Consider the following 19,808-nt stretch of genomic DNA (forward strand, 5'->3'; position numbering starts at 1 on the left):
CGCAAACGTGCCGGTCGGCCAGCGCCAATTCAAGCCGGCCGGCCGAACCCATCGCCCTTCGATCCTTCAGGTCGTCGCGCAGGCTCCACCGCCGCAAGGCGGGATCCGCGAAGGCTCGACGCAAGCGGTCTGCACCGCTTCCTCGCGCTGCCGCCGACCGCGCGGCTTCTCCGCGGGCTTGGGCGCGTCGGCCAGGCGGCGCGCCAGACCCACGTCGGTGATGTGGCCATGCAGGAACAGCAGGTTGGTCCAAAGCGAACTCATGACAGCCCTCCCACGGGTTCCGCCATGTGGCGGGAGGCTCAAGATAGACATTCGGCAGCCCGCGCCAAAGCGATATATTCGCAAGCCAGACTTGAGGGATATTCAAGATGGCTCGCATCTCGCTGGATCTCTTGCAGCAGTTCGTCGCCGCCGCGCGGCTGGGCAACCTGTCGCGCGCGGCGGAACAGGCCAATCTCACTGTGAGCGCGCTCAGCCATCAGATCCGCCAGCTGGAACAACGGGTGGAGCGCAAGCTGTTCGACCGCGGCCCGCGCGGCGTACAGCTGACCGCCGAGGGACGCCGCCTGCTGGAAGCCGTAGGCCATCACTTCGAAGGCATCGACCGCGCGATGAGCACCTATCGCTGCCGGCGCGAGGAGGCCCTCACGCTCAGCGCCAGCCCCGGCGTGATGAGCAGCTGGCTGGTGCCGCGCCTGGCGCGCCTGGTGGCGGCGCATCCGGAGCTGGAGCTCAATCTGCAATCCAGCTCGCTGCTGGTGGATTTCGAGCGCGATCCGGTGGATGCGGCCGTGCGCTACGGTCGCGGCGCTTGGGACGGCGTGGAAAGCGAGCATCTGTTCGGCGAATGGATCGCGCCGGTGGCCTCCACCGCGTTGCTGGAACGCATGCGCGGCACGAGTCTGGACGACCTCGGCGCCTGGCCGCTGCTGGGCGACCCGGGCAACCGCTGGCGCGACTGGTTCGAGCTGTTCGGTGGCACGCCGCCGCCCCGCTACGTGGCGCAGTTCGATACCACCGACGCCTTGCAGCGCGGCGCACTGGAAGGCATGGGCGTGGCCCTGGGCCGCATGGTCACCGCGCGGCCGCTGGTCGAAGCCGGCCTGCTGCACGTGCTGGGCGAGCGCTACATGCACATTTCCGAGGCCTATTACCTGGTGTATCCGCCGCGCTCGCTCGGCCATGCGGGGCTGCGCGTATTCCGCGACTGGATCCTCTGCGAGGCCTCGGCTTACGCACAGACCATGGCCTACGCCGCGGGCACGCGTGCCGCCACCGGGTGAAGCAGCGCGACGCCTTGCCTTAAAATCCCCGCGCCGGCCGCTATGGGCCGGCGCTTTTTTCATGATCCGACGCGACACCGACCATAAGGATTTCCTATGTCCAGCACCGCCATCCTCGTCGACGGCGCATTTTTTCTTGCGCGTTACCGCAAAGTCTGGGGCGAGCGCGACGCCAACGACGCCCGCACCGTGGCCAAGACCGTGTTCGGCATGGCGCTCGAGCACCTCAAGGCGCTGGATCGTCCGCGCGAGGCGCTGTACCGCATCTTCTTCTATGACTGCCCGCCGCTGGAAAAAAGCTTCGTGCGTCCGATCAGCGGCGACAGCTACGACTTCTCGCGCACCGGCGCGGCCGCATTCCGCCGCGACCTGCACGACCAGCTGCGCCGCCAGCGCAAGATGGCGCTGCGCCTGGGCCGCCTGGCCGAGCGCGGCGAATGGAAGCTCAAGCACCAGACCTACCAGCAGCTGCGCGACGGCGCACTGCAGTGGAACGAGCTGGGCGACGAACACTTCGAACCGGACATGCGCCAGACCCAGGTGGACATGAAGATCGGCATCGACATCGCCGCGCTCACCTATAAGAAGCTGGTGGACCAGATCGTGCTCGTCGCCGGCGATGCCGATTTCATTCCGGCCGCGAAGCTAGCCCGCTACGAAGGCATCGACTTCATCCTCGACCCGATGTGGCAAGGCATCGCGCCGGATCTGCACGAGCACATCGACGGCCTGCAATCGGTGTGCCCGCGACCGTTCTGATCGGGCCGCGTGCACGCCACGCTCACTGTCCATCCACCAAACGTATACATGGCGGGCGCGAAAACGCGTGCTAGCCTCACCTGGCACTTTCCGGAAACGCCCCTCATGACGACGATCCGTCACTTCGCCCCCTTGCTGGCCGCCGTCGTTCTGGCGGCTTGCACCGGCAACTCCATGCCCGCCGCTGCGCTGGATGCGCAGCAGGACCAGCCGTCCAATGGCCTGGTGCCGCCCACCACCGCCAGCGACTTCACCGCCGCCCAGCTGGACAACGTACTGGCCGGCAGCTGGCGCTCGGAAAAGAATCGTGCGCGCGACGTGTACCGCCATCCCAAGGGCACGCTGCAATTCTTCGGCATCCGGCCTGACCTGAAGGTCATCGAGATCACCCCCGGCAGCGGCTGGTACAGCGAGATCCTCGCTCCGTTGCTCAAGGACAACGGCAGCTACACCGCTGCCGTGAAGAAATCCGGCAGCGAAGCGGGCGATGGCGGCCTGCGCGCGAAGTTCGCCGCCGACCCGGAGCATTACGGCAAGGCGCAGATCGTCGAGTACGACCCCAAGGCACCCTCGTTCGGCCCGGCCGGCCAGGCGGACATGGTGCTGACCTTCCGCAACGTGCATAACTGGGTGGAAGACGACAGCGCGGCGGCGATGTTCAAGGCCTTCTACGCCGCGCTGCGCCCCGGCGGCGTGCTCGGCGTGGTCGACCATCGCGCCGCCGATGGCGCCAAGCTGGAGGACGTCAAGGAAAGCGGCTACCTGCCCACGCCCTTCGTCATCAAGCTCGCCACCGATGCCGGCTTCAAGCTGGAAGGCCAGAGCGAGGTCAACGCCAACCCGAAGGACACCAAGGACTATCCCAAGGGCGTATGGACGCTGCCGCCGACGCTGACCCTGGGCGAGCAGGACAAGGCCAGGTACCTGGCCATCGGCGAATCCGATCGCATGACGCTGCGCTTCGTGAAACCGGAAAACCCGGCGACGGCTGCCGCGCACTGAGCGCGGCGCATGCTGCTCGCGCTCAACAAGCCGTTCAATGTGCTGTGCCAGTTCAGTCCCGAAGGGGGCAAGCGCACGCTGGCCGAGTTCGTGCGCCAGAAAGACGTCTATCCCGCCGGTCGCCTCGACTACGACAGCGAGGGCCTGCTGCTGCTCACCGATGACGGCCGCCTGGCGCACCGGCTCACCGACCCGCAGCACAAGCAGCCGAAGACATATCTGGTGCAGGTCGATGGCGCGATCACCGACGAAGCGATCGCGCGCTTGCGCACCGGCGTCGCACTCAACGACGGCCCTACCCTGCCCGCCGGCGCCGAACATGCGAACGAACCGGCATGGCTGTGGCCACGCGATCCGCCGGTGCGCTTCCGCAAGAACATCCCTACCAGCTGGATCGAGATCACCCTGCGCGAAGGCCGCAACCGGCAGGTGCGGCGGATGACGGCGGCGGTAGGGTTTCCGACCTTGCGCTTGATACGGGTGAGTGTCGGTGGGTATGCGCTGGACGGGCTCGCGCCCGGGGAAACTCGATTGATCACCTAAGTGAACGCTTCTCCCCTCCGGGGAGTACGCGGAGAGGGCACATGGATGTGCTCTGCTTTGAGGAGCGAGGAAGATGCCGGCGGGCAGATGAGGGGTCGGGGCTCGCGGAAGACGTTCTGCAAAGCGACGCTCGCTTTGAGGCTCCCGCGTCTACGCCGCCCGGCCCCTCACCCCACCCCGCTCTACCGAGGGAAAGGCAGCAATATGTCGCATCAATTCGAAGGCTGCGGATCTTCCTCATCCGGTGCCGTCACCACGTAGCCCCGCGCCTTCAGCTTCGCGAGCAACCCCTTCGGCGACAACACCTCTTCCATCGGCACCAAAGCGAACGTCTGTGCATTCGCCGCCAACGCGCGATCAACCGCTGCCATCCAAGCGTCCTCCACCTTGCGCGGCACATCCTTGAAGCCGAGCTTTTCGGCAAAGCCGGCGCCGGTGATCGCCTCGATGCACGCCTCGCGCTGATCGTTCATCGGCAGATTGCGCAGCGCATCGATATCGCCCACCGCCCACGCGTTCGCACGCGCGGTGACGCCGCCCAGGCCGCGCTCGACCGTATCCAGAGTCTGGCTGAAGCACTGCTTGTCTTGCATGCCGGAGGTCTTGAACGTCTTCAGCGCGGCGCGCGGTTCCTCGATCAGCATTTCGTAGCGCGTGGCGCTGAACTTCACGCCGTGCTTCTTGGCCAGCTCGCGCACCGTGTCCTTTACGCCGCCGGAGGCGTTGAGGCCATTGCGCTTGATCGCCTTTTCGTAGAGTTCCAGCGCCGCGAAGATCGGGCGCCAGCTTTCCACGCCGCGGTCGCCGCCGATGTACTTCTGCTTGAGCGTTTCCCAGCGCGCGTACTCGTCCGGCGGCAGCGCTTCTTTCAGCGTGACGCCATCCGGATTCTTGCGCGCGCCGATCAGCGAGGGCAGCAGGAACAATTTGCCGAAGAAACCCGCCTTGGGCTTGATGCTGACCGACGGCGGGCCGAGTACCTCCTGCGAAGCGGCGATCGCTTCCTCCACCTCGTCGGTCTTCCACTGCATCCGCTCGGGCAGCGGCGACAGCGTGCCCAGCACGTACATCACGTGATCGCCCTTGCGCACCTTCCACAGGCCGGGGCCAGGCAGCACCCCGCTGACCGCGACCGGCGCCAGGTCGGTGACCGACGAAGCCGACGGCGGTGCGGCGGGCGCCTGCTGCGCGAACGCCGGCGCGGCAGCGCACAGCGCCAGCCAAAGCACAACGGGAACCAGACGCATACGCTCTCCATGGATGGGCGATCGGCCGGGGCGCGAAGAACCGCCCTGGGCCGTGACCGCGGGGACGGTCGTCGGACTCAAGGATCGCATGAAAGGTTCAATATTCTTACTGAATAGTCACCGCCTGACCGGCCCCGTCCCTGCGCTGGTTCCGGGTAAAAATTTACGCGTTCTATACGCCGGCCCGGGGATTCGCTACCCCTTTCTTATGCCTGCATTCCGACAATGCACACCGTTGCACTGACGGTACTTCGCACGCCATGGATGCCCTCTATCTGCTGTTCGCCTTTGTGCTCTTCGCGGCCTCGATCGGCTTCCTGCTGATCTGCGACCGCCTGGGCCGGCGCCCCTGACCGCCGCCGCCCCGGCGGCGGCCTCTCCCGATCGCGCTTACGCGGGACCCTCCTCATGACCTTCCTCTACGCCGCGGCTGCTGCGATCGCAGTGGCCCTGCTGGGCTACCTGTGCGTGGCCCTGCTCAAACCGGAGTGGTTCGAATGACCACCAACGATCTCCTCCAGATCGCCGTTTTCCTCGTCGTGCTCCTGCTGCTGGTCAAGCCGGTGGGCAGCTACATGGCGCTGGTGTTCGGCGAGACGCCCAACCGCGTCACGCGTTTCGGCGCTCCCGTGGAGCGCCTGCTGTATCGCCTGTCCGGCATTCGCGCCGACGAGGACATGGGCTGGCGCCGTTACGCGCTGGCGATGCTGCTGTTCAACATGGCCGGGCTGCTGGCCGTCTACCTGCTGCAGCGCGTGCAGCAGTGGCTGCCGCTCAATCCCCAGCACTTCGGTGCGGTGACGCCGGATTCGGCGATCAATACCGCCATCAGCTTCGCCACCAATACCAACTGGCAGGGCTATGGCGGCGAAAGCACCATGAGCTATCTGACCCAGATGCTGGGCCTGGCGGTGCAGAACTTCCTGTCGGCGGCCACCGGCATTGCGGTGCTGGTCGCAGTGGTGCGCGGCTTTTCGCGGCGCAGCTCGTTGTCGATCGGCAACTTCTGGGTCGACATGACGCGCAGCACGCTCTATGTCCTCATGCCGTTCTCGCTGATCCTCAGCCTGCTGCTGGTCTCGCAGGGCGTGGTGCAGAACCTCAAGCCCTATGTCGAGGTGCCGCTCACCCAGCACATCACGCAGGTCGAGCAGCTCAAGGATGCCGACGGCAATCCGCTCAAGGATGCCAAGGGCGACGCGGTGACCAAGGAGTCGCCGGTGGCCACGCAGACCCTGCCGATGGGTCCGGCCGCTTCGCAGATCGCGATCAAGCAGCTGGGCACCAACGGCGGCGGTTTCTTCAACGCCAACTCGGCGCATCCGTACGAGAACCCGACCCCGTTCGCCAACTTCCTCGAGATGCTGGCGATCTTCATCATCCCCGGCGCGCTCTGCTACACCTTCGGCGTGCTGGTCGGCGACCGGCGCCAGGGTTGGGCGATCCTCGCCACGATGCTGCTGATCTTCGTGCCGCTGGCGATCGGCGCGGTCGCCGCCGAGCAGGCAGGCAATCCGGCGCTGCATGGCCTGGCGGTGGACCAGCAGGCCAGCGCGCTGCAGTCCGGCGGCAACATGGAAGGCAAGGAAACCCGTTTCGGCATCGCCGCCAGCGGCCTGTTCACGGCCATCACCACGGCCGCCTCCTGCGGCGCGGTGAACAACATGCACGATTCGCTCACGCCGCTGGGCGGCCTGGTGCCGATGTGGCTGATGCAGCTGGGCGAAGTGATCTTCGGCGGCGTGGGCTCGGGCCTGTACGGCATGCTCGCCTTCGCCGTGGTGGCGGTGTTCATCGCCGGCCTGATGGTGGGGCGCACGCCCGAGTACCTCGGCAAGAAGATCGAAGCGCACGAGATGAAGATGGCAAGCCTGGCCGTGCTCATTCCCTGCGCGCTGGTGGTGGTGGGCACTGCGGTCGCCGCGATGGCGCCGGCCGGCGTGGCGGGCGTAGCAAATCCGGGTGCGCATGGCTTCAGCGAGTTGCTTTATGCGGTGACCTCCGCCGCCAACAACAACGGCAGCGCGTTCGGCGGCCTGTCCGCGAACACCCCGTTCTGGAACGTGCTGCTGGGCGTGTGCATGTTCTTCGCCCGCTTCCTGCTGGCCATCGCGATGCTGGCGATGGCCGGCTCGCTGGCCGCCAAGCGCCACGTGCCGCCCTCGGCCGGCACCTTGCCCACGCATACGCCGCTGTTCGTGACGTTGCTGGCTTGCATCGTGATCGTGGTGGGCGCGCTGACCTTCCTGCCTGCGCTGGCGCTCGGCCCGATCGCCGAGTTCCTGATGTCGGCTCACTGATTCGAAGGGATAACGTTTCATGACTTCCCATGCTCATTCGGGACACGCCCATGCGGTCCGCACGTTCGACCGCGAGCTGATCCTCAAGGCCATCGCCGATTCGTTCCGCAAGCTGTCGCCGCGCCAGCAGTTCCGCAACCCGGTGATGTTCGTGGTGTTCGTGTGCAGCGTTCTGACCACCTTGCTGTGGGCGCAGGCGCTGACCGGCCACGGCGAGGCGCCGACCGCCTTCATCTTCTGGGTGACGGTGTGGTTGTGGTTCACCCTGCTGTTCGCCAATTTCGCCGAAGCGGTGGCCGAAGGCCGCGGCAAGGCGCAGGCCGCCGCGCTGCGCGGCACGCGCAAGGACGTGGTGGCCAAGAAACTGGCCGGCCCGCAGCGCGATGCCGCGATCACCTTCGTGCCGTCCAGCGACCTGCGCACCGGTGACCACGTACTGGTCGAGGCCGGCGAGCAGCTGCCTGGCGATGGCGAGGTGGTCATCGGCGCGGCCAGCGTGGACGAGAGCGCGATCACCGGCGAATCCGCGCCGGTGATCCGCGAGTCCGGCGGCGACCGCAGCGCCGTCACCGGCGGCACCCGCGTGCTGTCGGACTGGCTGGTGGTACGCATCACCGCCAATCCGGGCGAAAGCTTTCTGGACCGCATGATCGCGATGGTCGAAGGCGCCGCGCGGCGCAAGACGCCAAACGAGATCGCGCTGACCATCATGCTGGCCAAGTTCACGCTGATCTTCCTGCTCGCCTGCGCGACGCTGCTGCCGTACTCGATCTACAGCGTGCAGGCCTCGGGCCACGGCAACCCGATCACGCTGACCGTGCTGATCGCCCTGCTGGTATGCCTGATCCCGACCACCATCGGCGCCCTGCTTTCGGCCATCGGCATTGCCGGCATGGACCGCATGATCCGCGCCAACGTGATCGCCACCTCCGGCCGCGCGGTCGAAGCGGCCGGCGACGTGGATGTGCTGCTGCTGGACAAGACCGGCACCATCACGCTCGGCAACCGCCAGGCGGTCGCCTTCATGCCGGCGCCGGGCATCGAGGAGGCGATCCTCGCCGACGCCGCGCAACTGGCTTCGCTGGCCGACGAAACCCCGGAAGGCCGCAGCGTGGTGGTGCTGGCCAAGGAACGCTTCGGCCTGCGCGAGCGCCAGCTGGAAGAGGCGCACGCGGTATTCGTGCCGTTCACCGCGCAGACCCGCATGAGCGGCGTGGACATCGGTGAGCGCCGCATCCGCAAGGGCGCGCTCGATGCGGTGGAGCGCTACCTCGACGCGGCCGGCAGCCACCTGCCGCCGCTGGTCAAGCGCATGGCCGAGGACGTCGCGCGCCGTGGCGCCACGCCGTTGATCGTGGTCGAAGGCGCCACCGCGCTCGGCGTGATCGAGCTGAAGGACATCGTCAAGGGCGGCATCCGCGAGCGCTTCGCCGAAATGCGCCGGATGGGCATCAAGACCATCATGATCACCGGCGACAACCCGCTCACCGCCGCCGCCATCGCGGCCGAGGCCGGCGTGGACGACTTCCTCGCCGAAGCCACCCCGGAAGCGAAGCTCAAGCTGATCCGCAAGATCCAGGGCGAGAACCGGCTGGTGGCCATGTGCGGCGACGGCACCAACGATGCGCCGGCGCTCGCCCAGGCCGACGTGGCGGTGGCGATGAACACCGGCACCCAGGCCGCCAAGGAAGCCGGCAACATGGTGGACCTGGACTCCAACCCGACCAAGCTGATCGAGGTGGTCGAGATCGGCAAGCAGATGCTGATCACGCGCGGTGCCCTGACCACGTTCTCCATCGCCAACGACATCGCCAAGTACTTCGCGATCATCCCGGCGGCATTCGCCACCACCTATCCGGCGCTCAATGCGCTGAACGTGATGCGCCTGGCCACGCCGCAGAGCGCAATCCTCTCGGCGGTGATCTTCAACGCGCTGATCATCGTGTTCCTCATCCCGCTGGCGCTCAAAGGCGTGAGGTACCGCGCGCTGGGCGCAGGCGCACTGCTGCGCCGCAACCTGCTGGTCTACGGGCTGGGCGGCATCGCGGTACCGTTCGCCGGCATCAAGCTGATCGACCTGCTGCTGGTCGTGCTGGGCCTGGCCTGAGCTCCCGCCGACAGACACTCATCGGACCCCATGGAGGTTCCGTCTCATGCAAACCCTGAAGCTCTCCGTTTCACTGCCCGACGACACCCATCCCGATATGGAGCTGCGCCTGACGGCCAGCGAGGCAGCCTGCGACGTGGTCATCGCGCTGCCGCTACCGCCAGGTCGCGCGATGAGGGTCCGCCGGCCGGTGCACGAGGCGACGGGGCCGTGCGACGAGAGCGACGACTACGTGCTGGGCGGCTACGCCGGTATCTGAAGAGCAGCCGCGGCGACATCTTTTTCAACCAAGACAAGGCGGTCCCTCGGGACCGGTTCTCACAGGACTTTATGCAACACAACAAGGCACTCGCGTTCGCGGTTCTGCTCGCGCTGGCGCCAGCCGGCGAAGCCATGGCCCACCAGGCCGCCTCGGACCTGGGCCCGGCTCCCGCCGCTCCCGTCGCCGCTAGCGGCGACTGCTCCGTCGGCTTCTTCTCGCGCCTGGCCGCGGCCTATCGCGAGGACGCGCAACCCGCCGATCCGAACGCGCCGGCGCCCAAGCGCCGCGGCATGGATTCGCCGTTCTCGTCGCCACCGTTCCCTTCTGCCGAATGGCAGCTCGGCGGCGTGGAGTATCCGATCGGCGTACCCAACGAGAATTCGCAGTATCCGCTGGAGAAGGCCCTGTCCTGCACGCGCCTCGGCCATTGGATGCAGGACCATCGCATCGAGGTATACGGCTGGATCAATCCGTCGATGAACATCAGTTCGTCGAGCCAGACCAACTATCCGCTGTCGTACGCGACGCGTCCCAACCGCGTGGAGTTCGACCAGTTCCTGTTCCGCATCCAGCGCGTGCCCGACACGGTGCAGACCGATCACATCGACTGGGGTTTCCACTTCGACGATCTGTATGGGTACGACTACCACTACACGACCATGAAGGGCATCACCAGCGATCAGCTGCTGCACCACCCGCGCCCGAACAGCGCGCTCAACGGCAAGATCTACGGCAACGACCCGATGATCGCCTACGTCGACCTGTACATCCCGTGGGTGGCGCAGGGCATGGTGATCACCGCCGGCCGCTACCTTTCGCTGCCCGACATCGAGGCGCAGTTCTCGCCCAACAATTACCTGCTCACGCACTCGATCCTCTACACGGTCGATGCCTACACCAACATGGGCGTGATCACGACCACCAAGCTCAACGACCAGTGGACGCTGCAGCTGGGCGTGCATGGTGGCGACGACTCGGCTATCTGGGACCGCACCAGCAAGCTCTCCGCGCAGGCGTGCGTGCGCTGGGTGTCCAAATCCAACGACGACATGCTCTATCCCTGCGTGGAGTCCTACAACCACGCCAGGCAGACCTACAACAACCTGCAGGAGTTCGTGCTCACCTGGGGCCACCGCTTCACGCCGCAGGTGCACATGCTCACCGAGACGTACCGCATCTATGTGCGCGACCAGGCGCTGGCGACCGACCCGTCGCAGTCCCACGCGCCGATCGGCAAGCCGGGTTATCCGCTGGGTGAGGCGCCCGATTTTCCGCTGGGACGCAGCTCGGCCTTCGGCATCGTGAACTACCTGAATTTCGAGTTGAATCCGAGCAACATGCTCTCGGTGCGCAACGAGTTCTATCGCGATCTGCAGGGCCAGCGCACCGGTTTCGCCACGCGCTACTCCAGCCACACCGTGGGCCTGACGCACTGGGTTTCGCAGGACCTGGAGATCCGCCCCGAGATCCGCTACGAGCACGCCTACGATTTCCCCGCCTATGACGGCGGCCACAAGAATCATCAGACGACCGCGCTGGTCGACGCGATCTTGCACTACTGAGGTTTCCGCCATGGGCAAGCTGATTCGCAACTCCCTGGTCATGCTGCTGCTGATGACCCTCATTACCGGCGCGGCCTATCCGCTTCTCGCCACCGGGCTGGCCCAAGTGCTGTTTCCGGCACAGGCCAACGGCAGCCTGGTGACGAAGGACGGCAAGGCGGTCGGATCCAGCCTGATCGGCCAGTCCTTCACCGAGCCGAAGTACTTCTGGGGACGCCCGTCGGCGACGTCGCCGATGGCCAACAACGGCGCCTCGTCGACCGGTTCCAACCAGGGTCCGACCAACCTGGCGCTCACCGATGCCGTCAAGCAACGCATCGATGCGCTGCGCGCCGCCGATCCGGGCAACACCGCAACTGTGCCGGTGGATCTGGTCACCGCCTCGGGCAGCGGCCTCGATCCGGAGATCAGCCCCGCCGCCGCGCAGTACCAGCTGGTGCGCGTGGCGAAGGCGCGCGGACTGGATCCGGCGAAACTGCAGTCACTGGTGGCGCAGTTCACCAGCGGCCGTCAGTTCGGCCTGCTGGGCGAGCCGCGCGTGAACGTGCTGCAGTTGAATCTGGCGCTGGATGCGCTCGACAAGCGGTGACACCGTGCACGCAAGTCGGGAAGAGCCAACAGCCCATCCCGACCTGCGGCGATGCGGCGCGCTACATTACGCACCACGCCTCCAGGACGATCCGCCTCCATGTCCGACCTTTCCAGGGAACTGCGCGCCGATGCCCTGCTCGACAGCGTGCAGGAGGAGCGCGGCAGCCGCCTGAAGATCTTCCTGGGCGCCGCACCCGGCGTGGGCAAGACCTTCGCCATGCTGTCGGCCGCGCGCGAACTCAAGCGCCAGGGCGTGGACGTGGTGATCGGCCTGGTGGAGACCCATGGCCGCGCCGAAACCGAATCGCTGATCGAAGGACTGGAGGTGCTGCCGCGCCGCCGGGTCGAATATCGCGGCCGCGATTTCACCGAATTCGACCTGGATGCCGCGCTCGCGCGCAAGCCGGCGGTGATCCTGGTCGACGAACTGGCCCACCGCAATCTCCCGGGCGGACGCCACGAGCGACGCTGGCAGGACATCGCCGAACTGCTCGATGCAGGCATCGAGGTATACACCGCGCTCAACGTGCAGCACCTGGAGAGCCTCAATGACCAGGTACGGCGCATCACCAACGTCACCGTGCGCGAGACCGTGCCGGATGCCTTTCTCGATCGCGCGCGCGACATCGTGCTGGTCGACCTGCCGCCGCGCGAGCTGATCCAGCGCCTCAAGCAAGGCAAGGTCTACGTGCCGGAAACCGCGGCCGCCGCGCTGGATGCCTTCTTCTCCCCGAGCAACCTCGCCGCCCTGCGCGAGCTGGCGGTGGATACCGTGGCCGGCCATGTCGACAGCGACTTGCGTGGCCACATGCTCGCGCGCGGCGGCGCCATGCCGGTGCGCCGGCGCGTGCTCGCGGCGATCGACGGCCACGGCCAGAGCGAGTACCTGGTACGCGTGGCGCGCCGCATTGCCGAACGGCGTGGCGCGCCGTGGAGCGTGGCCTTCGTGGACACTGGCGCGGACCTGGACGGCAAGCGGCGCGAACAGCTCGACGCCGCCATGCGACTGGCCCGCCGGCTGGGCGGCGACACCGTGATACTGCGTGGCCACGCCGTCGCCGAAGAGCTGCTGGCGCATGCCGACCGCGAGGGCGTCGGCCAGATCCTGCTCGGCCGGACGCGAGAACGGCCGCTCGCGCGCATGCTCGGGCTGTCGCTGACCCAGCAACTGCTGCGCCGTGGCGCGCACCTGGAGCTGACCATCATCGCCACGCCGGCCGAGCGCGCGCAGTCGCGGCTGCGGCTGCGCATGCCTGGCGGCCGCGGCAAGCGCGACGAATATGTCTATGCCACCCTCGCCGCCCTGGCCGCGTTCGGCCTGGCCTTCCTCGCCGACCGCTACCTGTCGGTGGCCAACCTCGCGCTGATCTTCCTCACTGCCGTGCTGATCGTCGCGGTGCGCACGCGCATGGCGGTGGCGGTGTACACGGCCACGCTGTGCTTCCTCGGCTACAACTTCTTTTTCGCGCCGCCGCGCTACACCTTGATGATCGCCAACTTCGACGATGTGCTGGCGGTCTGCCTGTTCTTCGTCGCGGCGCTGGTGTGCAGCCGGCTGGCAACGCGGCTGTCCAGCCAGGTGCAGTCGATGCGCGCCGCGCATGCGCATATGCGCGCCCTGCTGCGGCTGGGCCAGCGACTGACCGCCAGCACGGATGCCTCCGCCGTGCGCGACGCGGGCGCCGCCGCGCTGGCACAGGCGCTGCGCTGCGACGCCGCGATCCTGATGCGCGATCCCGGCCGCGTGCTGCAGGTGGCCGCGGTGTCGCCGCGCGATTTCCACCTCACTGCGCAGGATCTGGGCGCCGCCGATTGGAGCGAGGCCCACGCCGAACCTGCGGGCCGCTATACCGACACGCTCAACGCCGCGCCCTGCTGGGTATTGCCGCTGGGTGGCGAGAACCGCCACCTGGGTGTCGCCGCGATGCGCTTCGCACCGGAACAGAAAGATCTCTCGCCCGACCAGCGCAGCCTGGCCCTGGCGATGGTGCAGGACATCGGCCAGGCACTGGAGCGCGCACGCCTTGCCGACGAACTGGAAGGCGCGCGCGTCCAGGGCGAGACCGAGCGCCTGCGCAACGCGCTGCTTTCCTCCGTCTCGCACGACCTGCGCTCGCCGCTCGCCTCGATGATCGGCTCGGCCGGTACGTTGTCCGCCTATGGCGATCAATTGCCGGCGGGCGAGCGCAAGGAGCTGCTCGAGGCCATCCTCGGCGAAGGCCAGCGCCTGGACCGCTATATCCAGAACCTGCTGGACATGACGCGGCTGGGCCACGGCACGCTCAAGCTCAACCGCGACTGGACCGACGTCGCCGAGATCGTCGCCGCGGCCGTGACGCGGCTGCACAAGCTGTTCCCCGAGCTGAAGGTGGATACCGTGCTGCCGCCGGGCACGCTGCTGCTGTACGTGCATCCGGCGCTGATCGAGCAGGCGTTGTTCAATATTCTGGAGAACGCCGCGCGCTTCTCGCCGCCCGATGAGGCCGTCCGCGTAATGGTCCGCGCGGATGCGGACAAGCTCATCGTCGATGTGAGCGATCGCGGCCCCGGCATTCCCGAGGACGAACGCGCGCGCATCTTCGACATGTTCTATTCGGTGTCGCGCGGCGACCGCGCTCCGCAGGGCACCGGCCTGGGCCTGGCCATCTGCCGCGGCATGATCGGCGCCCACGGCGGCTCGGTGGAAGCCTTGCCCGGCGACGGCAAGGGCACCACCATTCGCATCACCCTGCCCTTGCCCGCGCCGCCCGAAGCCTCATGACCGCCGCCGCTCCCTGTGTCCTCGTAATCGACGACGAGGCGCAGATCCGCAAATTCCTCGATATCGGCTTGCGCGCCGAGGGCTACGACGTCGTGCTGGCGGCGAACGCCGAGGAAGGTCTGGCCAAGGCGGCCACGCGCTCGCCCGATCTGGTGATCCTCGACATCGGCCTGCCCGATCGTGAAGGTCACGAGGTGCTGGCCGAGCTGCGGCAGTGGTCGCAGGTACCCGTGCTGATGCTGTCCGTGCGTGACGCCGAGAGCGAGAAAGTGCGCGCGCTCGACGCCGGCGCCAACGATTACGTGACCAAGCCGTTCGGCATCCAGGAACTGATGGCGCGCCTGCGTGCGCTGCTGCGCAACCGCGCCGGCGACCCCGAACCGCCGGCGCAGCGCTACGACGACGGACGCCTCGTCATCGACATCGCCCGCCGCGAAGTCCACCTGGATGGCCAGCCGCTCGCGCTCACCCGCAAGGAGTACGCGGTGCTCGCCATGCTGCTGCGCCATGCTGGCCGCGTGGTGACGCAACAGCAGCTGCTGCGCGACATCTGGGGCCCCACCCACGTGCACGACACGCATTACCTGCGCATCGTGCTCGGCAAGCTGCGGCAGAAGCTGGGCGACGATCCGGCCACGCCGCGGTGGCTGAAGACGGAGGCGGGTGTGGGGTATCGGTTCTTGGCCGATTGAGGCCGATCGGCGGTTGCCACGATGTCCCCCGTATGCGGGGCCGACGGTGCTTAGCATCGTCCTGGCGGATCGGCGACACTTGATCCCTCTCGCCCCGGAGACTCCCCATGTCCCGCAGCAGCACCGCCTTTCTGTTCGATCTCGACGGCACCCTGGTCGATAGCGTCTATCAGCATGTCCTGGCGTGGAAGGAAGCACTGGATGCGGAGGGCGTGGAGCTCTCCGTATGGCGCATCCACCGCAAGATCGGCATGAGCGGCGCGTTGTTCACCAACATCCTGTTGCGCGAGACGGGGCTGGAGATCACCGAGGAGCGCCTGGCGCGGTTGCATCAGCGCCACGTCGAAGCGTTCAACCGGCAGCACACCCAGGGCCTGGTGCGGCCGCTGCCCGGTGCGCGCGAACTGCTGGCCTATCTCACCGAGCAGGGTTATCCCTGGGCGATCGCGACCAGTGGGCGCATGGCCACTGCCGCCCACAACATCGAGGCGCTCGGCGTCGATCCGTCCAAAGTGCCGGTGATTACGCGCGACCAGGTGAAGCATGCCAAGCCCGATCCCGACCTGTTCCTCGCGGCCGCCGAGAAGCTGGGCGTGGATATCCAGCAGTCGCTGGTGATCGGCGACAGCATCTGGGACATGCTCGCTGCCCAACGCGCCCGCGCGCTGGGCGTCGGGCTGCTCTCCGGAGGTTATGGCGAGGACGAGCTGTCGCGTTCGGGCGCGTTCCGCGTGTACGACGATCCAGCCGACCTGCTCAGGCATATCGATGAAGTGGCCGCGCGGCCCTGAGCTCTGCCATGACTGAGCTGGACGAAGTGCGCGAAGCGCTGCGCCAGCGGGAGCCGATCTTTCACCGCGAGGCGTTCGGGCATGCGCGCGCCGACTTCGAGCGCATGACGGCTGCAGGCTTCCATGAAGTCGGTGCGTCCGGTCGGCGTTACAGTCGCGAGTACGTGCTCGCCATGCTGGAAGAGCGCCATCGCGATGGCTGGCTCGACGAACCGCTGGAAGTCGAAGACTTTCATTGCATGCCGATCGACGGGCAGGCCTACCTGGTCACCTATACGCTCCGCCAGGCGGAACGGATCACGCGCAGAGCAACGATCTGGCGACGCGACGGCGATGACTGGAAAATCCTCTATCACCAGGGCACCGTGGCGCTCGACGGCGCCTGAGCGTCCCTGGCGTGTCAGGGACGATTCACCGCCACGCCAGCTTGCGGGTTTAGGCTCAACCCCTTGGAATTCCTCGGGGTACTTGTCATGCGTCGACTCGCTTTCCTGCCTCTGGCCGTGCTCGTGGCCGCCTGCTCGTCGCCACAGGCGCCACAACCGGAGAAAAAGCCCGAACCCCGGGCATCTGCCGCCGCTGCAGCGCCGAACAACGCCGCGCTCGGCTCGCACGAGTGGTATCAATGGGTAGACCAGCGACTGGGGATCAGCGACGAGCAGAAGCATGGTCCCGATTTCGGCTCCGCCGAATGGAACGATGCCGTGCAGCGCAAGCTGGGCCAGGAAGCACCGCAGACCCAGCCGGGCTCGCCGGAATGGCAGCAGGCGGTGGATTCATTGCTGCGCGTGCGACCGCATTGACGCGCGACCGCAGGCGCTGACGCTCAGCCCGGCGCGAGCAGCGCGTCGAGATCTTCCTGATCGAAGCTCAGTTTCTCGCGCGTACCGCCGCCTTCGAGTACGGCTTCGGCCAATTCGGCCTTGCGCGCCTTCAGCTCTTCGATGCGCTCTTCGACCGTGCCAGCAGTAATCAGGCGGAACACGAACACCGGCTTGTCCTGGCCGATGCGGTGCGCGCGATCGCTGGCCTGCGCTTCGGCAGCAGGATTCCACCACGGGTCGTAATGGATCACGGTGTCGGCGGCGGTGAGGTTGAGACCCACGCCACCGGCCTTCAGCGACAGCAGGAACAGCGGCACGTCGCCTTCCTGGAATTGCCGCACGGGCTCGGCGCGATCGCGCGTCTCGCCGGTGAGGGTGACGTAGGAGATGCGGCGGCGGTCCAGTTCGTGCGCGATCAGCTTGAGCATCTCGGTGAACTGCGAGAACAGCAGTACCTTGCGTCCTTCGGCCAGCAGCGCCGGAAGCATGTCCATGAGCAGGTCGAACTTCGCGGAATCGCGCACGCCGCGCGCCGCTTCCAGCTTCACCAGCCGCGGATCGCAGCAGACCTGGCGCAGCTTGAGCAGCGCGTCGAGCACGACGATGCCGCTGTGCTGGATGCCGCGCTGCGCGATCACCTCGCGCAATTCCTCGGCGAGCGACAGGCGCAGGCTTTCGTACAGCTCGCGCTGGCGGCCTTCAAGCACCACGCGGCGGGTGATCTCGGTCTTCGGCGGCAGCTCCGACGCGACCTGAGCCTTGGTTCGGCGCAGGATGAAAGGCGCGAGGCGACGGTTGAGACGGTCCTGGCAATCGGTGTCGCGCTGCTTCTCGATCGGCACGCGATAGTGACGGCGGAATGCGCCCTCGTCGCCGAGCAGGCCGGGCACGGCCAGGTCGACCTGCGACCACAGCTCGCCCAGGTGATTCTCCAGCGGCGTGCCGGTGAGGCAGATGCAGCGCGGGGCGCGCAGGCTCAGCACCGCGCGGCGCGCCTGCGTGCGCGGGTTCTTCACTTGCTGCGCCTCGTCCAGCACGATCAGCGCGAACGGCTGCTTGCGCAGCGTGACCACATCGCGCGGCAGCAGCGCGTAGCTGGTCAGCACGATGTCCTGCCCGCCCAGCTGGGAGAAGTCGCCGCCACGCTGCGGCCCGTGCAAGGCCAGCACCTTGAGCGCGGGCGCGAAGCGCGCGATCTCAGCCTGCCAGTTCGGTATCAGGCTGGTGGGCACCACGATCAGCGCCGGCAGCGTGAGCGCGCCGCGCTCCTTCAGCGCCAGCAGATGCGTGATCAGCTGCAGGGTCTTGCCCAGGCCCATGTCGTCGGCGAGCACGCCGCCGACGCCGGCCTCGGCCAGCGCGTTCAACCAGCGCAGGCCCTCGCGCTGATACGGGCGCAGCTCCACCGTGAGCCCTTCCGGGATCGCATCGCTGGCGCGTTCGGCCGCATCGCGCAGGCGCGCGGTGAAGCCGCGCAGCTGATCGGGCGCTTCGAGGGCGGCGCCGGTGGGCAACGCATCGACGATTTCTTCGAGACGGCCGGCCTGCACGCGCGGCAGGTGCAGCTTCTTGCGCGGCTTCTCCAGGTATTCGGCCAGGGGCGCGAGCAGGCCGCGCAGCTCCTTCAGGCGCACCGGCACGCGGCGGCGCTCGTCGACCGGCGCGTACCACACGGCATCTTCCGGCTCGTTGGGCGCGGGGCTCAGGTTGAGCTGGTGCTCGGCCAGCGCCTGCGCCACGGCGGGCAGCAGGTTGTGGCGCTTACCCTCGACCTCGATGCCGATCTCCAGATCGAACGCGTGGTCGTCGGCGTCTTCCACGGCGTTGCCGTACCACTGCACCGGGCCCTCGAGCACTTCGAACGGGAAGCTGGGAGCGTACTCGAGCAAAAAACCCTCGGCCTCCAGCTTCGGACGCAGCGCCAGCCAGCGCGCAGGCGTGTTCACCTCCAGCGCTCCGGCATAGCCCTTGCCGGGGAACAGCCAGGCGTCTTCCGGCAGCGTGTCGGCCAGATCCCACGGCAAACCTTCGGTATCCACGCCCGGGGTGAGGCCGGCGCGCTCGAGCTGCTCCATCGCGGTGAGTTCTTCCGCGCGGCGGCGCGCGATCTCCACCAGGACACCGTGCCGCACGCGCCGCACCAACGGTTCGCCGCCGCGGCCGGGAAGGCGCTCGCCGGCGTAATCGAAGGCCAGCTGCGCATAGGCCAGCGGCGGCGTGCCGGCGGCCAGGCGCGCGTGGCGGGTGAGCGCGTGCAGGATCAGCACCGGACGCGGCGCCAGTTCCGCGCGGCGCAGTTCGTCGAATACTTGCGGCGACGGCACGCGCTGGGCCAGGCGGGTATGCGGCAGTACGTCGCGCAGCACGCGGCTGTATTCGTGCTTCAGCGGCGGCAGATCCAGCCACTGGGTTTCCTCCGCCTGCGCCTCCAGATGACCCAGCTCGGCGCGCTCGGGATCGAAGTACCAGAGGCCATCGATGCGCACCAGGCGCAGGTTCGCCGGCAGCGAGGGGAACAGGCGCTGACTGCCGTCCTTCTCCAGGTGCCAGTGCCAGTTGAGCAGGTGCGCCTTGCCGCGCGACAGGCGCAGCCCGGCCAGGCCGCCCAGGAAGCACGGCGCGGTGTCGAGGATTTCGGCCAGCAGCGTGTCGCCGACATGGCCGGCAAGCCGTGCGTAGCTGCGGCTCTTGCGGACCGTCTGCGGCAGGCCCAGCACGGTGGCGGCGAGACGCTGCTCGTGCGGCTCCAGCGGCAATTGGGCGAGATGACGGCTGTCCAGCGGAGCTGGACGCGCGAAACGACCCTGGTCGGCCACGGCGAGCAAGACCGGAGCCACGTCCAGGCGCACGTAGGTAGCGCCCTCTTCCGGAATCGGATCGAGGAAGAAGCCGAGCACGCCGCGCTCCGGCGCGGCGGCCGCGCCGCCGTCTTCCAGCAGGCGGCGCCACACGGGCGGCAGCGATTGCGCGCTCTCCTCGCGACGCTGCGGGGTGTCCTCGGCGAGGCCTTTCTCGTCGGTTTGCTGCATGCGCGTGCGGTCCGGCGGGGCGACCAAAAGACCGAGCTTAGCAAGGCCCGTG

The 19,808-nt window shown here is 67.6% G+C and carries 18 protein-coding genes; 15 read left to right on the forward strand and 3 right to left on the reverse strand.

What is annotated here, in order from left to right; all coding sequences use genetic code 11:
* Positions 1-66 precede the first annotated feature (66 nt).
* Positions 67-264, reverse strand: coding sequence for a hypothetical protein (locus ACNR9O_RS18930; RefSeq protein WP_473685925.1), 198 nt, complete (start codon positions 262-264; stop codon positions 67-69).
* A 107-nt stretch (positions 265-371) separates the two neighbouring features.
* Between ACNR9O_RS18930 and ACNR9O_RS18935 the strand changes: the two genes are divergently transcribed.
* From ACNR9O_RS18935 to ACNR9O_RS18950, 4 genes are all read left to right on the forward strand, one after another.
* Complete coding sequence (locus ACNR9O_RS18935; protein WP_473685923.1) at positions 372-1,286, forward strand: LysR substrate-binding domain-containing protein; 915 nt, start codon at positions 372-374, stop codon at positions 1,284-1,286.
* Positions 1,287-1,382: 96 nt separating this feature from the next.
* Complete coding sequence (locus tag ACNR9O_RS18940; protein WP_473685921.1) at positions 1,383-2,045, forward strand: NYN domain-containing protein; 663 nt, start codon at positions 1,383-1,385, stop codon at positions 2,043-2,045.
* Positions 2,046-2,150: 105 nt separating this feature from the next.
* Entirely contained in the window at positions 2,151-3,047 is an 897-nt protein-coding gene (locus ACNR9O_RS18945; protein WP_473685919.1) for a class I SAM-dependent methyltransferase, read from the forward strand.
* Between the two features lie 9 nt (positions 3,048-3,056).
* Entirely contained in the window at positions 3,057-3,590 is a 534-nt protein-coding gene (locus tag ACNR9O_RS18950) for a pseudouridine synthase (RefSeq protein ID WP_473685917.1), read from the forward strand.
* Between the two features lie 212 nt (positions 3,591-3,802).
* Here the strand turns inward: ACNR9O_RS18950 and ACNR9O_RS18955 are convergent, their stop codons facing one another.
* Complete coding sequence (locus ACNR9O_RS18955; RefSeq protein WP_473685915.1) at positions 3,803-4,837, reverse strand: TraB/GumN family protein; 1,035 nt, start codon at positions 4,835-4,837, stop codon at positions 3,803-3,805.
* 408 nt (positions 4,838-5,245) lie between these two features.
* On the opposite strand from ACNR9O_RS18955, the gene kdpF reads away from it, so the two are divergent.
* From kdpF to ACNR9O_RS19010, 11 genes are all read left to right on the forward strand, one after another.
* Positions 5,246-5,338 (forward strand): K(+)-transporting ATPase subunit F, encoded by a 93-nt coding sequence (gene kdpF / locus ACNR9O_RS18960; RefSeq protein WP_473685913.1) that lies wholly within the window; start codon positions 5,246-5,248, stop codon positions 5,336-5,338.
* On the forward strand, positions 5,335-7,137 hold the full coding sequence (kdpA, locus tag ACNR9O_RS18965; protein WP_473685911.1) for a potassium-transporting ATPase subunit KdpA: 1,803 nt from the start codon (positions 5,335-5,337) through the stop codon (positions 7,135-7,137). Before kdpF ends, kdpA begins: the two co-directional genes overlap by 4 nt.
* 19 nt (positions 7,138-7,156) lie before the next feature.
* Positions 7,157-9,244 (forward strand): potassium-transporting ATPase subunit KdpB, encoded by a 2,088-nt coding sequence (gene kdpB / locus ACNR9O_RS18970; RefSeq protein ID WP_473685909.1) that lies wholly within the window; start codon positions 7,157-7,159, stop codon positions 9,242-9,244.
* A gap of 46 nt (positions 9,245-9,290) precedes the next feature.
* Positions 9,291-9,503: a hypothetical protein gene (locus ACNR9O_RS18975; protein ID WP_473685907.1), complete on the forward strand. Its 213-nt coding sequence runs from the start codon at positions 9,291-9,293 to the stop codon at positions 9,501-9,503.
* Between the two features lie 71 nt (positions 9,504-9,574).
* Positions 9,575-11,068, forward strand: a complete 1,494-nt coding sequence (locus tag ACNR9O_RS18980) for an outer membrane beta-barrel protein (RefSeq protein WP_473685905.1) — start codon at positions 9,575-9,577, stop codon at positions 11,066-11,068.
* A gap of 10 nt (positions 11,069-11,078) precedes the next feature.
* The gene (gene kdpC, locus ACNR9O_RS18985; protein ID WP_473685904.1) at positions 11,079-11,657 is read left to right on the forward strand and encodes a potassium-transporting ATPase subunit KdpC; all 579 of its coding nucleotides are present in this window, start codon (positions 11,079-11,081) and stop codon (positions 11,655-11,657) included.
* Positions 11,658-11,756: 99 nt separating this feature from the next.
* A complete protein-coding gene (locus tag ACNR9O_RS18990) occupies positions 11,757-14,420 on the forward strand; it encodes an ATP-binding protein (protein WP_473685902.1) in 2,664 nt (887 codons plus the stop codon).
* Entirely contained in the window at positions 14,417-15,112 is a 696-nt protein-coding gene (locus ACNR9O_RS18995) for a response regulator (protein ID WP_473685900.1), read from the forward strand. The genes ACNR9O_RS18990 and ACNR9O_RS18995 overlap by 4 nt, the downstream gene beginning before the upstream one ends.
* 107 nt (positions 15,113-15,219) lie before the next feature.
* On the forward strand, positions 15,220-15,903 hold the full coding sequence (locus ACNR9O_RS19000; RefSeq protein ID WP_473685898.1) for an HAD family hydrolase: 684 nt from the start codon (positions 15,220-15,222) through the stop codon (positions 15,901-15,903).
* Positions 15,904-15,911: 8 nt separating this feature from the next.
* Positions 15,912-16,289, forward strand: coding sequence for a nuclear transport factor 2 family protein (locus ACNR9O_RS19005; RefSeq protein ID WP_473685896.1), 378 nt, complete (start codon positions 15,912-15,914; stop codon positions 16,287-16,289).
* A gap of 87 nt (positions 16,290-16,376) precedes the next feature.
* Positions 16,377-16,706 (forward strand): hypothetical protein, encoded by a 330-nt coding sequence (locus ACNR9O_RS19010; protein ID WP_473685894.1) that lies wholly within the window; start codon positions 16,377-16,379, stop codon positions 16,704-16,706.
* A 23-nt stretch (positions 16,707-16,729) separates the two neighbouring features.
* Here the strand turns inward: ACNR9O_RS19010 and ACNR9O_RS19015 are convergent, their stop codons facing one another.
* Positions 16,730-19,756: a DEAD/DEAH box helicase gene (locus ACNR9O_RS19015; RefSeq protein ID WP_473685892.1), complete on the reverse strand. Its 3,027-nt coding sequence runs from the start codon at positions 19,754-19,756 to the stop codon at positions 16,730-16,732.
* Between the last annotated feature and the right edge of the window lie 52 nt (positions 19,757-19,808).

The organism is Dyella sp. CR10 (genome assembly GCF_055814425.1).

Coding starts and splice junctions, on each gene's coding strand:
- ACNR9O_RS18950 (WP_473685917.1), top strand. CDS start 3,057: ATGCTGCTCGCGCTCAACAAGCCGTTCAATGTGCTGTGCCAGTTCAGT.
- ACNR9O_RS18995 (WP_473685900.1), top strand. CDS start 14,417: ATGACCGCCGCCGCTCCCTGTGTCCTCGTAATCGACGACGAGGCGCAG.
- ACNR9O_RS18935 (WP_473685923.1), top strand. CDS start 372: ATGGCTCGCATCTCGCTGGATCTCTTGCAGCAGTTCGTCGCCGCCGCG.
- kdpB (WP_473685909.1), top strand. CDS start 7,157: ATGACTTCCCATGCTCATTCGGGACACGCCCATGCGGTCCGCACGTTC.
- ACNR9O_RS19000 (WP_473685898.1), top strand. CDS start 15,220: ATGTCCCGCAGCAGCACCGCCTTTCTGTTCGATCTCGACGGCACCCTG.
- ACNR9O_RS18945 (WP_473685919.1), top strand. CDS start 2,151: ATGACGACGATCCGTCACTTCGCCCCCTTGCTGGCCGCCGTCGTTCTG.
- ACNR9O_RS18955 (WP_473685915.1), bottom strand. CDS start 4,837: ATGCGTCTGGTTCCCGTTGTGCTTTGGCTGGCGCTGTGCGCTGCCGCG.
- kdpC (WP_473685904.1), top strand. CDS start 11,079: ATGGGCAAGCTGATTCGCAACTCCCTGGTCATGCTGCTGCTGATGACC.
- ACNR9O_RS18930 (WP_473685925.1), bottom strand. CDS start 264: ATGAGTTCGCTTTGGACCAACCTGCTGTTCCTGCATGGCCACATCACC.
- ACNR9O_RS18990 (WP_473685902.1), top strand. CDS start 11,757: ATGTCCGACCTTTCCAGGGAACTGCGCGCCGATGCCCTGCTCGACAGC.
- kdpF (WP_473685913.1), top strand. CDS start 5,246: ATGACCTTCCTCTACGCCGCGGCTGCTGCGATCGCAGTGGCCCTGCTG.
- kdpA (WP_473685911.1), top strand. CDS start 5,335: ATGACCACCAACGATCTCCTCCAGATCGCCGTTTTCCTCGTCGTGCTC.
- ACNR9O_RS18980 (WP_473685905.1), top strand. CDS start 9,575: ATGCAACACAACAAGGCACTCGCGTTCGCGGTTCTGCTCGCGCTGGCG.
- ACNR9O_RS19005 (WP_473685896.1), top strand. CDS start 15,912: ATGACTGAGCTGGACGAAGTGCGCGAAGCGCTGCGCCAGCGGGAGCCG.
- ACNR9O_RS19010 (WP_473685894.1), top strand. CDS start 16,377: ATGCGTCGACTCGCTTTCCTGCCTCTGGCCGTGCTCGTGGCCGCCTGC.
- ACNR9O_RS18940 (WP_473685921.1), top strand. CDS start 1,383: ATGTCCAGCACCGCCATCCTCGTCGACGGCGCATTTTTTCTTGCGCGT.
- ACNR9O_RS18975 (WP_473685907.1), top strand. CDS start 9,291: ATGCAAACCCTGAAGCTCTCCGTTTCACTGCCCGACGACACCCATCCC.
- ACNR9O_RS19015 (WP_473685892.1), bottom strand. CDS start 19,756: ATGCAGCAAACCGACGAGAAAGGCCTCGCCGAGGACACCCCGCAGCGT.